General features: G+C 42.8%; 12 protein-coding genes. 10 read left to right on the plus strand and 2 right to left on the minus strand.

Features of this window, described 5'->3' with window-relative positions:
- Positions 1–2 precede the first annotated feature (2 nt).
- The 7 genes from CO686_RS00825 (at position 3) to CO686_RS00855 (ending at position 4643) form a co-directional block, all read left to right on the plus strand.
- Complete coding sequence (locus tag CO686_RS00825) at positions 3–266, plus strand: hypothetical protein (RefSeq protein WP_101800409.1); 264 nt, start codon at positions 3–5, stop codon at positions 264–266.
- A 239-nt stretch (positions 267–505) separates the two neighbouring features.
- Positions 506–1471 (plus strand): hypothetical protein, encoded by a 966-nt coding sequence (locus CO686_RS00830; protein WP_096753391.1) that lies wholly within the window; start codon positions 506–508, stop codon positions 1469–1471.
- 204 nt (positions 1472–1675) lie between these two features.
- Positions 1676–2362 (plus strand): LexA family transcriptional regulator, encoded by a 687-nt coding sequence (locus CO686_RS00835; protein WP_061418048.1) that lies wholly within the window; start codon positions 1676–1678, stop codon positions 2360–2362.
- A 3-nt stretch (positions 2363–2365) separates the two neighbouring features.
- Positions 2366–3781, plus strand: a complete 1416-nt coding sequence (locus CO686_RS00840) for a Y-family DNA polymerase (RefSeq protein WP_096753392.1) — start codon at positions 2366–2368, stop codon at positions 3779–3781.
- Entirely contained in the window at positions 3778–4140 is a 363-nt protein-coding gene (locus CO686_RS00845; protein WP_096753393.1) for a hypothetical protein, read from the plus strand. The genes CO686_RS00840 and CO686_RS00845 overlap by 4 nt, the downstream gene beginning before the upstream one ends.
- Positions 4133–4426 (plus strand): DUF5960 family protein, encoded by a 294-nt coding sequence (locus CO686_RS00850; protein WP_070800525.1) that lies wholly within the window; start codon positions 4133–4135, stop codon positions 4424–4426. Before CO686_RS00845 ends, CO686_RS00850 begins: the two co-directional genes overlap by 8 nt.
- A gap of 61 nt (positions 4427–4487) precedes the next feature.
- Positions 4488–4643 (plus strand): ADP-ribosylation/crystallin J1, encoded by a 156-nt coding sequence (locus tag CO686_RS00855; protein WP_096753394.1) that lies wholly within the window; start codon positions 4488–4490, stop codon positions 4641–4643.
- 143 nt (positions 4644–4786) lie between these two features.
- Here CO686_RS00855 and CO686_RS00860 read toward each other — a convergent pair whose 3' ends face one another.
- Positions 4787–10747: an alpha-L-fucosidase gene (locus tag CO686_RS00860; RefSeq protein WP_096753395.1), complete on the minus strand. Its 5961-nt coding sequence runs from the start codon at positions 10745–10747 to the stop codon at positions 4787–4789.
- Positions 10748–11089: 342 nt separating this feature from the next.
- Positions 11090–11566 carry a glutathione peroxidase gene (locus tag CO686_RS00865; protein WP_096753396.1) on the minus strand — a complete coding sequence of 159 codons (477 nt, stop codon included), beginning with the start codon at positions 11564–11566 and terminating at the stop codon, positions 11090–11092.
- 200 nt (positions 11567–11766) lie between these two features.
- Between CO686_RS00865 and CO686_RS00870 the strand changes: the two genes are divergently transcribed.
- The 3 genes from CO686_RS00870 to CO686_RS00880 are packed head-to-tail and all read left to right on the plus strand — an operon-like array spanning position 11767 to position 14031.
- Positions 11767–12045 carry a TIGR04197 family type VII secretion effector gene (locus tag CO686_RS00870; RefSeq protein ID WP_096753397.1) on the plus strand — a complete coding sequence of 93 codons (279 nt, stop codon included), beginning with the start codon at positions 11767–11769 and terminating at the stop codon, positions 12043–12045.
- On the plus strand, positions 12042–12401 hold the full coding sequence (locus CO686_RS00875) for a DUF3958 family protein (protein ID WP_096753398.1): 360 nt from the start codon (positions 12042–12044) through the stop codon (positions 12399–12401). The genes CO686_RS00870 and CO686_RS00875 overlap by 4 nt, the downstream gene beginning before the upstream one ends.
- Positions 12391–14031, plus strand: coding sequence for an LXG domain-containing protein (locus CO686_RS00880; RefSeq protein WP_096753399.1), 1641 nt, complete (start codon positions 12391–12393; stop codon positions 14029–14031). Before CO686_RS00875 ends, CO686_RS00880 begins: the two co-directional genes overlap by 11 nt.
- Positions 14032–14038 lie beyond the last annotated feature (7 nt).

Here is a 14038-nt window from a genome sequence, read left to right on the forward strand (position 1 = left end):
TAATGTCTGGAATCAATCTCTTTACCCATGGTCTTAATAACCTTCTGGCACATTTGTTGCTTGCTTTGTTACCTATTGCACCTATTTTCCTAGGCCTATTTTTGGTATCATTGTTTAAATCCAATGTAGTAACTCTAGAGAACTTGAATGCAGTCAATAAAAATCAAGAGAAATACCGTGAAGAGTATGGCTATACCATCGAAGAATGGTATGGAAAGAAGTCAAAAATGTACAAGGAACATGTCAAGAAGTCTAAGAAGAGATAAAGGTTTATAGGGACTATTTCTAGTATCATGAAGCTAACCACCTGAATGATGTTCAGGTGGTTTTCTTTTGCTTTTCTCGTATTCTCACGGCATTGCCCATGTGGTATAATGAGACAAGGGTTGCTCCTCGTTTCAGACGAGTTTATGGATTTCAGGATAAGTTAGCAGGTGAGACGAGTATTTCTGTCAGCCTCCTATACACCTGTTAACAGCTATCCACGATAAAAGGAGATTGTAGATTGGTTTTATTAGTATTAGGGATTTTGGTTTTGCTTATTCTAATTTTAAAAAGGAAACAGAAAACTGCTAAAAAATCTGAAGGAAACGCCAAGAAAAGAAATTGGCTATTAATAGGTTGCTTATCCATAGTGATTCCAATGGTAATCTTCACAGTGTTCAGTCCGATTTTTTCTCTAATGGATATGTGGGGGCTATTTGCCCATGCAAGTCGAACTGAGATTGAGCAAGCTGTGCATCGTTCTTATCAAGATTACGGTCTTACAGGACAGTTTGAGTTAGAAAAATACGAGAAAAACTATACAAGTGTGGGAGGATTTATAATCCATGGTACCTATAGTGAAAATATAGCTGGAAAAACCTATCAGGTTAAAACTCGATTTAAATACTATACTCGCTTTTCGAAAAGTGAAACATATGGAAAGACAGATGCAGAGGTCGATTACAAAAATGGTAAAAAAATTTATGATGTTTTCCCAGAATTAGCCTATTTAGGGATTGAAGTTAGTCCAGGCACCAGCGAGTTTTTAAAAACACTGGACAGTTCAATCAAAGATCCTAAACTGCCGGATTTGAAGTATCAAGGTATTGGTTTTGAATTTAATAACCAATCTGATAATATCTATCTTTATAATGAAATATTAGAGGAAAATCAAAGCAAGGGCCAAGCTCTGCAAGGAATGTACCCAATGGATTCTCAATATCTTTTCCAAAAAGAGATTTTTATACCGACATTTGAATTTCAGTATTTCGTTCCAAAAGAAAAAAGAGATCTCTTGTATGATGACTATCTTAAAGAGCTTGAAGCGCTCATGAAGGAATTTTTTGCCAACCAACCCCTACCACGCGGTCTTTATGCTGTCAAAATTGCTAAGTATAAAGAGGATAAACTTGTCAATGATAGTGGTGTATACTATGTGAGGATTGAAAATCGTCAAGTTGTAAAGCTGTTGCAAAAATTAGAGTAGGAGTTGCTAGATCTAGGTCAGTTTTTTGTTCAGAATCTCCAGGTATGTCTGTTAAAATTTGATTTTCCCAGTGGACAATCGTCCACTTTTTTTATATAATAAAACTAAACCGAATTGGTTGAGTTTTAGAGATGTAAGCTCAACCGTCGATTTGTCTTTCTAAGAGAGATATTCTCAATAAAGCATCACACTAGGGGGTGAATCATGTACCAACCAGAAAAACTCAAGGCTCGGAGAAAAGAGTTAAAATTGACACAGAAGGAAATTGCAGAGGAATTAGGGATTAGTTTTCAGGCTTACTCGGCTTGGGAACGTGGAATTAAGGAACCATCCAAGGAGAAGGTTGCCCAGCTAGAAAATATTTTAAAGGTGGCAAAGGGATATTTCACTCAGATCGAGATTGTTCGTCTCTACAATAGCCTCTCCAAGCAAGGGAAGGACAAGGTTGTGCTCTATGCTCGCAACCTAGCTCAAGAGGAACAAACACAGAAGGTGACGACCATGCCAGAGCGCCTCTACGAGTACCGTGTCTATGAACGTATGTCAGCAGGGATCGGGGCTTCGGTCTACGATGACCAGAATTTTGATACGGTTTACTTTAACGAGGAGTTGGCCCATGATTTTGCGTCCTGGGTGTCTGGGGACTCTATGGAACCTAAATACCAAAATGGTTCAGTGGCTCTGATTCGGGAAACAGGATTTGACTATGATGGGGCAGTTTATGCAGTGGTCTGCAACAACCAGACCTATATCAAACGGGTCTATCGGGAGGAAGATGGTTTGCGTCTGGTTTCTATAAATCCTAAATACAAGGACATTTTCATCTCCTATGAGGAAGATCCTCGGATTGTGGGGATTATCGTTGGAAATTTTGTGCCGATGGAGGGTTAGCCTATGGGCTACTTTGATTATTCCAGAGAGCCCAAAAGTGATATTGCCTTTGTCGACATGAAATCCTTTTATGCCAGTGTTGAGTGTGTGAAACGGGGGTTGCATCCGCTAAAGACCTCGCTTTGTGTCATGAGTCGCGCGGATAATTCTACTGGTCTTATCTTAGCTTCCTCTCCCATGTTTAAGAAGATTTTTGGCAAGTCCAATGTTGGTCGGGCCTATGATCTGCCTTTTGATATCAAAACGCGTAAATTTTCTTATTACAATGCTCGAAAGCAAGGCTTGCCTACTGACTCAGACTATGTTCGCTACATCGAAGATTGGGCTCAAGTGACTTTGGTTGTGCCACCTAGGATGGATGAATACATAGCGGTCAATATGGAAATCCAGCGAATCTTTCAAAATTATGGCAGTCCAGATGATATTTATCCCTACTCTATCGATGAGGGATTTATCGATCTGACTAGTTCGCTCAACTATTTCATCCCAGACAAGAGTATCTCTCGCAAAGACAAGCTGGATCTGCTTTCTGCTCGTATTCAGAGGGATATTTGGAGGCAGACAGGGATCTACTCTACAGTGGGTATGTCCAATGCCAATCCCTTACTGGCCAAATTGGCTCTGGATAATGAGGCCAAGCACACTCCGACCATGAGGGCCAACTGGTCTTACCAGGATGTGGAAGAGAAGGTTTGGGCCATTCCCAAGATGACGGACTTTTGGGGGATTGGCAGGAGGATGGAGAAACGCTTGCATGCTCTGGGGATTTTTTCCATCAGAGAATTGGCCACCAGTAATCCAGACCAGCTACAGAAAACACTTGGTCAGGCTGGCCTGCGTTTGTGGTTTCATGCTAACGGGATTGATGAGAGCAATGTTCACAGGCCCTATAAAGCCAAGTCTCAGGGATTAGGAAATTCTCAAATCTTGCCGAGAGATTACGTGAAGCTACGGGATATTGAAATTATTCTCCGAGAAATGGCGGAGCAGGTGGCTATTAGGCTGAGAAGGGCGGGCAAGAAAACAACCCTTGTCTCTATCTATGTTGGTTTCTCTAAGCAGGAGGTCAGGCCGTCTATTCACACACAAATGAAGGTCGAACCGACCAATAATACAGCTATCTTAACGGATTATGTTTTGAAGCTATTTCATAATAAATACACTTCTGGAGCGGTCAGAAGTGTCGGAGTCAACTATTCAGGATTTGTGGACGAGTCCTTTGGTTTGATCTCCCTCTTTGATGATGTTGACAAGTTAGAAAAAGAAGAAAGGCTCCAGACAGCCATTGACTCCATTCGGGAACAATTTGGTTTTACCTCCCTCTTAAAGGCCAATGCACTGGAAGAAGCCTCTAGGAGTCTTGCTAGAAGCAAGCTGATTGGGGGTCATTCTGCTGGAGGATTAGATGGTTTAAAATGATTGATCGTTCTTATTTACCCTTTCAATCTGCGCGAGACTATCAAGATCCAGGGATGCAGAAGTGGATGGGCTTTTTCCTCTCAGAGCATACCAGCTCGCTTGGTGAAGAAAAAAATCGTGTTGATTTTTCAACGAATTTGAATTCAGTTGAGAAGTTGCTCTTGCTTTCGCAGCTTTATGTTGGGCAACTGAAGGGATGCTTTGTAGTCAAGGAAAAGAAACAAAAAACGACTATCGTAGGCGAGGTAAGCGAATTATCACCTCAAACTCTATCTATTAGGACCAATGAGGGCTATAGGCTGGTAGAGGTAGAAGATGTCCTCGAAATTCGACTGTGGGAGGAGGGAGTGTATGACTAGAAAAGAGTTGTATGAAAACAAACTGCAGATGGATTATTTTTCAGATAGTTACATCCGCTTTGAAGAGGATTTTCAAAAATACTCTGCCTTGAATGTTCCCTTGACTTTTTTGATCGATGATATCCTACGAACCATGGCAATGAATCAGAAGAACTACTTCGTCTTAAACAAGGAAAATGCCAAGGATGGGCGAGAGCATCGCTTTTATTTTAGGGTGGTGACGGAAAAAGGGTCTCCTAGAAATCGAACCTATGCATACGCTGGACTCAAAAATAGTAGTCAGTGACTAGATGTGGGAGAGGGAAGTCTGACTTAGGGGAGATTGCTTGTGAGCGTCAGAAAATCTCATGGTATTGGAATTCGAAACACTATCCTATATCTGTGGAGTTCTTGCAGAAACTTATAATGGTAGTTCGGATGAGGTAAGACAAGGTGCACTCTCTTTTTTAGATGAGCGTTTATTTGAAAGCGTAGTTGGATTTGAGAACAGCTATCTTCAATGATCATCTTACTTTATAGAGTCATACCAAAACATCCATGTATATTTGTGGATGTTTTTTAATTTTACAGATAGAAAAAGAGAAGACCAGATGGTCTTCTCAACGGGGGAACTGAATAATTAGAAAGAATCAATCAAAGAGGATTACTAGTCTTTGAAATTCTTTTGGAAGATGAGGAGAGACAAGATAGAAGTAATGGCTGCCAAGAAGAGGAAGGCAGTTGCTTCTTGTTCCCCAGTTGCAGGGAGTAGTCTTTCCTTGTCTTCTTTGATTGTAGCTGTAACAGGAGCTTTTTCATCTTTTGATGATGAATTATCTGTTACGGCTGGAGCAGGTTTTTCAGTCTCTCTTGGTAGAACATACTCAGGAAGAGTCACAACTGGTGGCGCTTCTGTTCCAACTGAGCTTTGTTTGCTACCTACCTCAATCACTCGATCTTGAGCTGGAGTTGCTTCTGTTTGGAGAACCTTGCGATTGTCACCGTCCACTTCAACATACTCGACTAAGAGACCGTCTTTCCCTTCTGATAGAACTTGCTCTTTTCCTTTGTCTAATTGTGGATTTTCGCGACGAATAGTCTTGAACGGTACTACCTTATTGACGATTTCCAAGCTTGGAAGTGTAAAGACAAGGTCTTTAACCCCTTCTTCAGGACTTGAAGAAGTAATTGGTTTCTCAGGTTGAGCAGGTTTCTCAGGTTGAGCAGGTTTCTCAGGTTGCGCCGGTTTCTCAGGTTGAGTCGGCTTTTCAGGCTGAGCTGGCTTTTCCGGTTGAGCAGGTTGTTCCGGTTGAGCTGGCTTCTCAGGCTCAGCAGGTTTCTCAGGTTGAACTGGAGTTTCCGGTTGAGCAGGTTGTTCCGGTTGAGCTGGCTTTTCAGGTTCAGCAGGTTTTTCAGGCTGAGCTGGTTTCTCAGATTGAGTTGGTTGTTCCGGTTGCGCTGGTTTCTCAGGTTGCGCCGGTTTCTCAGGTTCAGCCGGTTTTTCAGGTTGAACTGGTTTTTCAGGTTGAACTGGTTTTTCAGGTTGAGCAGGTTTCTCAGGTTCAGCTGGATTTTCAGGCTCAGCTGGTTTTTCAGGCTGGGTTGCTTTGAGCTTGCTGATTTGTTCGAGAGCAGTTTCTAGCGCTTGATTGACTGCTTCCTGAGTTTTAGCTTCTTGGATTGCAGCAATGGCTTGGTCAGCAATTTCTAATAATTTCTTCTTAGCTTCCTTGTTGGATCCAAGCTCAGCGACTTTTTTCTCGATAGCTTTTGTCAAGCTGTCCATAGCCTTATCGTACTCAATTTCCGGTTGTTTTGGTTCAGCTGGTTGTTCAGGTTGGTCAGGTTTCTCAGGTTCTTCTGGCTGTTCCGGTTGCTCCGGTTGCTCTGGACTAGGCTCCTCTTGACCTCTTTGATAGTTCTCATCCTTGGATAGGATATCTTGTAGGGCACTGACTGTCAACATGACTTCTTGAACATCCACTGCTTCAGCACTGAGTTGGTTTCTCAATTTTTCTAGATTTGCTTGGAAAGCTTGGCGTGCAGTAGCCGTATTTTTCAAGCCTGCTGGATCAAAGTTGGACAGATCATCTTTCCATTTTGAGATAGACTGGATGATATCTGCCTTGCTGTAGAGTTCACTACCTTCGCCACGAGTGATGAATTGGTCTACCTGAATACCGATATTTTGAGACAAATCATTTCGATTAGGATCTAGTTGAAGGGTGACTGCGTGCAAGTTTTCGTCCAGACCTTTTAAGCTAACCAGAGTTTGATTGCCTTGGCGTTGGGCTGCACGACCGCTAAAGTATTTCTTACCGTCAATAGTTGAAGCATTTCCCATGCCATCTTGGTAAGGAACTTCTTTGCCATCTAGGAAGACTTTGTAGATACCATGATTTGGATCAACATAGCCCTTGATATCAAGTCCAGTACCGTAGAAGTAGGCTGTGACAGTTGTCTTTTTCTTTTGCTCATCAGTTAAGCGACCAAAGGATGCCCAAGACTCCGTTTTTTGGTACTTGTCTGTCGAATTGGTTTCATGGTGCCAGCCAGGACTATAATCCAACTGACTAGCTTGATCATCATAACTTGTTTGGTCCTTGATCAGCAATTCAGCTTTCATCACTTGGATGGTTGCATCGGTAGCAAAACCGAGCAGGGCACCATCAGTGACTGAAGTTAGCTTGGCTTTGAAGTCAAAGATAGAGTCGGCTTGTTCTGTAAAGTCAATCGTTGGGATGATCACAGTCTTTTCTGTTTCTCCGTCTTTAAAGGTCACATCTTGAGTTGTATCTTGGTAAACTTTACCGTGAACTCCAGTTCCAGGTTCTGTGATGAAGCGCACAGTAGCAGCCCCCTTGCTTCCACCAACACGTTTAATCTTAACAGTGACGGGTTTTCCTTTTTCGACTTCGTAGTTGGTAGACTCGAGTTCAAACATTCCTTTGCTATCATTGTTTAGGGTGTAGATTCCTTCTGTAGCAATTGGTTCACCTGTTTTGTTCACGAGGGTAATAGTGTGTTGACCTGGTGCTAAATCGCCTGTCTCAAAGACTTTTTGGCTTCGTTTACGGCTAGCATTCTTAGTTTGCACATCTGCAACCTTTTGGCCATCAACGTAGACGGACATTTCTCCATGACCTGGGTCGACTGTAGAGACGACATAGGCCTTGGTTCCTGTGAAGGTATAGCTTACTTTGGCATCTTTTTGATTGGTCCACATAGAAGTGCCACGAACACCTTCAGATTCATTGTACCAAGTTGTTCCGGCTGTATCTGCCGTTGTGTTTGAGTGGTATTCCAGTCCAAGAGGGTAGCCATCTGTCTTTTCAATGCTGCTTGGTATCTTATAGACTGAGAAGTTGGTCAAGATTGGAGTTGCTTGAGCACCAGTGATGGTTACACGAATTTTTTGTGCCTCTACAGGCTTGCCTTGAACCAAGCGACGGTAACCAACGGTCGAACCTTCGCCATATGTCACCCAACGTCCGTTGATTTCAACTTCAATCTTGAAACCAGAGATACGTTGACCTTTGGCGATATCTTCCTTGAGTTCAACGACGTCAAAGCGTCTCTTTTGCCCCAAATCGACTGTAAAGCTACCGGTTGTGGCATCATTTGAGAGCGCCCAGCTGGTGTCATCTTTACCGTCTGTGAGGTGGCTTTCCTTGTAAAGGTGGTTTTGACGAGTAGAACTTGCTGTTACAGTCGCACCTTTGGCAAAGTCAGTCGCATACATTTGATCTAGGGTTGCCTTGAATTCCTTCAAGCGAGCCACATCTGCATCGGCGAATTTTCCTTCTTTATTTGGTGGAATATTGAGAAGGAGCGGGGTTCCACGGCCAACAGACTTGAAGTAGATATCCATCAATTCTTTGAGTGATTTTGGCTGTTGGTTGTCATGATAGAACCAGCCCGAACGGATCGAAACGTCAGCTTCCCCTACAGAGTACATATCACCATCAGGGTCACCATGGTTGAGGTATTCGTTTTTCACATCGTCTGTGATGTTGGCCCTTTTGACTTTATGCCAGACAGGGTCACCTGCGATACCTCGTTCATTTCCGATCCAGCGAACGCTTGTTGGTTGAGCAGAGAAGATAGCGATATCTCCTTCGGCTTCTTTGATGTATTTGAACCATTCATCAAAGGTATAGGTTACTTTTTGGGCACCGCTACCACGCGCACCGTCCATCCAAACCTCGATAAATTTCCCTTTGTTACCGTATTTCGGATTACCAAGGATTTCTTTCAGTTGGTTGAGATAGTATTGGTTGTATTCTTTTTCGGTTGCGACATGGTATTTTGGATGATTAGCATCCCATGGTGACAAGTATACACCCATATTCATGTCGTACTTGCTAGCAGACTTGGAAACTTCTTCGAGAAGGTCACCCTTTCCATCTTTCCATGGGCTAGCAGCTACGGTATGGTTGGTGTACTTAGATGGATAAGCAACGAAACCGTCGTGGTGTTTAACCACCATAATGGTTCGTTTGAAGCCAGTTTCCTTCAGAGTGCGAATCCATTGGTCAGTATCCAAGTTGGTTGGATTGAAGTATCGAGGGTCTTCTTTCCCATTTCCCCATTCAGAATTGGTATAGGTGTTCATTCCGTAGTGGATGAAGGCTGCCAATTCTTCCTTGTGATAATCGAGTTGAGCCTTGCTTGGAAGAGGTCCATGATTGCCAATTTCGGTTTCTTTATCTTCTGGATGAGCCACTGGTGGAGTCGGAGTCGTTGGATTAGCTGTATCAGCGACTGGCTCGTATTCAAAGACGACTTCATTCACCCCCTTTTGCTGGATAGTTGCTTCCAAGCTAGCCTTGACTGGACGGAAGCCAGCAATGTCTTTTGCATGGAAGGTGTTGACAAAGGAAACGTCATACTCTTGACCGTCATTGTTATCAACTGTCGCTTCCGCTAGTTCAGTAGTGGTTCCTTTTTGACGGTAGTAAACTTTGAAGGTGCCTTTGTTGACTTTATAGACTACCTTGATGATACGTGTACCGGCAGGCGCTTTGCTGACAACATTGTGATCTTCAGCCCAAGCATCCTTTAGTTGTTTATTGACCGCTACGCCATCAATGGATACAATTTCGTATTTGTCTTTATTCTTCTGGTAGAAGTCCGTTTTCTCGATTTCTTTTTTGAAATTGTAGTCAAATGGCGAATCAACAGCTGTCTGTTCGATGAAGGTGTCATTATCTTTGACAGGATTTCCTTCTTCGTCTTCGTGTTGGATAACCACACGGCCGTACTCAACTCCCTTGGTCAAGGTAGCAATCCCATCTTGGTTGAAGGAATATTCGTTGCTTCCGATCACAGCTGTTTCGTTTCGAAGCATACGCCCCTCATCAGTAAAGTAGTAACGATTTCCGTTATCTCCTTGGTACCAGCCTTTCACACCATATTTGGCAATCATGTCCTTAACCCATTTCAGTTGTTCAGGTGAAAGGACGAGTCCACCACCAAAGCGATCCTTTTCAGCTACACCATTGTCAACGGTTCCGTGTTGATGGACACCCAGAACTTTTCCTTGGCTATCGACAATCCCGCCACCAGACAAACCAGATACAGAAGTGGTTTTGTAGGTGATACCAGTTGTTCCCTTGTCATCATAGGACTCAACAGATCGGATGGTCCCATCTGCCTTGTAAAGCTGACCAGCTAGGATAGGTTGTTTCAATTCTTTTGAGCTCGAGTCAGTTGGATAGCCAATCGTACTGATGGCTTCTCCCGGCTGATGCGTCTTGTGCTCCGCTAAAGGTGCAAAAGTTGCTGCTTTGTTTGGACTAGCAATCGGAAGAGGAATAGGAGCTTCTACAAGAGCAAGGTCGTTTTTATAGCCTTTTCCAAACTCCTTCTTGTTCCAGAAATGGATGTCCTTTTCTCTGAATAAAACCGTAGTTCCAGAGGATGGCAGTGAGTTTTTCTTTTCGCTGTTTGAACCAACGTTATAGTAGAACTGGGCAGATTTTCCACCACGAATGTGACCTTCGCCAGTTTCTTTATTGGCCTCTAGGAAGTTATGAGCAACGGTAAGGATCAGGTTAGGGGCTACGAAGATACCTGAGCCTGAAACGAGGTAGCGTTGTTCCCCTGCGTTGTAAGTGCTGTAAACCATAGTAGCAGCAGTAGCAGGTTGTCCCTCGTAGTTGATGTGTTTGAGGTCTTGTCCACCGTTAATGATGGCACGGTTTCCGTTCTCAGCTTCTTTTGGAGCTTCTTCCTTGTCCTTTAGAATGCTCTTAGTTTCTACTTTTGGACTAGCTTTCTGGTCAACGATAGTAGTCGTATCGAGTTCTTTGACAGGTGTGTCGGGATAGGCGCGGTCCTGAATGTCTTCAGGGAGCAAGTCAGCACTGTTGGTATCGGCAATAGGTGTTTCTTGTTTTTCAGCTTCTACACGGCCTTCTTCTTTGACTGGTTCAACCTTGGTCTCTTCTATATCTGCGACTTGTTTCATTTGCTGATCTAAATTGGATGTCGTGGTAGGAGACGTTTCGTCTGCACGCACAGTTCCAGAAGCAAAAAATGCCAGTCCGACGATAACAGATGCCACACCTACAGTCAACTTCCGAATGCTAAATGTTTGCCCTTTTTCAAAAAGGTATCGATTCATAATATACTCCTAGTTTTTAGAAAGGCAGTCAGCTACTGCCCAAGCCCAAGTCTGACTTGGTTGCAACTTGATTTAATGAAAAAACTCTCTGATAATTTGTAAGCCACCTTACCTCCTGTTTATAAAGCGCTTTCATTTTAAGATAAAAAAATTTAAAAGGTCATTTCTCCCTTAAAATGACTGAAAACTTTTAATATAACAAATATACTAAATTAATGAAAGAATTGCAATAGCAAAAAGCAAAAAAATAAATATAAATTAAAGAAAATCAGTTACTTTTTAAAGAAAAAACGCATCCTTTCAGGGCTCAAACTAAATGAAAGGATACGTTTTAAAAAGAAATTAAAGTATTTTTTGAAGAGACTCTTGGATGGTTTGGGGGTCTGTTTTAGAAGAGAAGCGCTCAAGGACCTGCCCATCTCGACCAATGAGAAACTTAGCAAAATTCCATTCGATTCGTTTTCCTAGCGGGCCAGACTTCTGGTCTTTTAGCCAAACATAAAGAGGATCAGCCTCCTTGCCGTTGACCTTAATCTTGGCAAAGCGAGGGAAAGTTGTCTGATAGTGTAGGCTGCAGAAACTATTGATTTCCTCTGCGCTGCCGGGTGCTTGTCCCATGAACTGATTGCAAGGGAAATCTAGGATTTCAAAGCCCTGATCTTGATAGCGTTCATAGAGGTCTTGGAGCCCCTGGTACTGGGGCGTTAAGCCACATCCAGTAGCAGTATTGACAATCAAGAGAACTTTGCCACGATAGGTCTCCAGGGGATTTGCTTGGTTGTTTTGGTTCAAAACGGAAAAATCATATACACTGGTCATGAGGGCCTCTTTTCTTTTTCTACATTGTAACAGTTTTTACCCTTTTCGTCGAGTTGGATGAGAGAAGTTGTTGAAAAATACACAATTGTAGATAAATCAGGACAAAATGATGCTCCTTTTATGAAACATGGTATAATAGGCCTATATAGCTAAATGGAGTGTACCTATCACTAGGGAATCAGAAAAAGGATAAAACAGTCATGTCAAGAGTAAAAAGTGATCTAAATATTGCGCAAACATATGCGACTCAGCTGAAAAATGCTTGTCAATCGTTAACAGCGATCGCTGCGGCTAGTCAGGATGACTTAACGACCCTTCAAGGGAATAACAAGGCTCATCAATGTCTGACAAAGGATCAAAATCTAGCTAGTCAGATAACAGCCGCTGTCACCCTAACTTCCGAAAGACTTCACTCTGTAGCGAGTGATTTTGAAGCGCTAGATAAGGCTGCGGCCAATGGTTTTGGGAGTCATACATGAGCACGTTAGATGAGTTGAAGAAAAGAGAGCGAGAACTCTTGTACCAGCTAGAAGACAATGGAAAAGAGAACTACCGCACTAAAGAACTGATAGAAACCTTTGAAGGATATGATAGAGCCAGCCACCGTTATCAAAGTGATTTGTGGGAGGCAGCCTATCAGAGCCGATATGCAGGACAGTTGGAAGAAACGCTCCTGCAAAGAAACCAACTCAAAAACCAAATCTTTGAGGACCTCACCTACCACATGGATGATTTGAAGAAAGAAAAGTTCCGATTAGAGGGAGACTTGGATGCGGTTTACTATGAAAGACGCAAGGAACTAGAAAGAGAGGAGGAGACACGTCATGGGCATTGATATGTATTTGGAACAATCACAACTACAAAGTTCGAGTGTAGCGACCATGTGTCAATCTCAGGTGGAGGCTTATCAAGCCTTGCAATCAGCCATTCAAAAGTTTTCAGAGGATACGGAGAGTCTAAAGGGCGATGCTTATAATTCGGCTAGAAGTTTTTTTGCAAGTGTCTTGCTTCCCTTGAGCAAAGGGGGACAGCTCTATGCGGAAACTTTCTCTCAAGCTATCAAGAAATTACCAGAAGACTACCAAACGATGGTCGACAGCAAGAGTTGGCGTGAGGATGATCTGCTTGATAAGATCCGTCAGGAAGAGCAAATGATTGCCTATCTAGATGAAGTCAACCAATCCCTTTCTAGCTTGACCATGGATAGTGAAGAAAAGGGGAGATTGAGACGCAGTAATGTGGAACTCATGCGAGGACACCATGCGAATAAACGTGTCTATGAAACGATTTTGAAAGACCTGCGTGCCTATGATAGCTACTCAGGAGGACTTTTCGATGTTCTAGACAGTATCGACGTGCAGTTGAGTCGCGGACTGGCCCAGATCGAAACGAGCTGGGATGCAAAGAAAGGCGTCTTTAAAGTCCCCTCTGACCTGACTTGGGCCAACTATCTGACTGCCTATGCTGATACAAAGGACTTGAAGCTCAGCCGTCAAGAGAAGGCCTTTGTCCAGACCATGATGGCAGAATACGGCTTTGACGCAGAGACAGCCCAACAGCTTTTGACCATCAAGCAAGGGATAGACAAGAAGTTCCCAACCTCTAGCCAAGAGTTCCGTGACTATATCTTTTTGCGAGTCGTCGGTGCGACGTCTTACAACGAATCAAAGTGGGATGAGACTGCAGGATATTTAAAAAATTATTTTTTTGATGAGGTTGTTAGCAGTCCATCTACAGTTGAAAAAATGAGAGTAGAAAAACCACTTCTTGAAATCTTCCAAGAACTGGGGTTGAAAGAAGAAAAGGCCAAAGAACTCTATTATAACCTTCGATTGCAACATGAACTGGCTAGTGGGAAAGCTAGTTATTCAAATAAGTTAAAATCTGAGGACCCTGAGTTATATGAAACTTTCAAAAAGCGTTATTCCGAAGTTTATAATAAAGAAGAAGGTTTTGATAAGTTTTGGGATGAGAAACTAAAGGCTTACTCTAACAACGGAGCAGGCCATGCAGACTTCACTCACCAGTCCATCACTATGGCTACTCATCTAAATCCTAGTAGTTTCCAGTTATCTGATTTTTATGGTGGTAGAGAGCATGTCAAGGACCTTTCAGGCTGGGAGGGAGACACGACATTTAATGCAAATGATATGAAACCAAGCATCGGGGAAGATGACTACAAGGCGGATTTGGACTCGGTCAATCTTATCGGCCGTATGCAAAAGGGGCAATCCTATGACCAAGCTATCTCTTCTTACTATGCTGATCTTCAAAAAGATTCCTCTCAGAGAGAAAGAGAATTCTTAAAAAATAAAGATTGGAAGCATGTCAGAAGTACTATTTATGCTAGTATCCTCCCATTAGAGATTATGGAAAAAGGTGAAGATGCCATTAAAGCATATATTGAAAGTAACTATTCAGGTGTGTCCAAGTTTTTAAACCGCTTGGAAGCCGTGGCGGACTAGGAGGAAA

It is taken from the genome of Streptococcus oralis, assembly GCF_002386345.1.
Classification (GTDB): domain Bacteria; phylum Bacillota; class Bacilli; order Lactobacillales; family Streptococcaceae; genus Streptococcus; species Streptococcus oralis_S.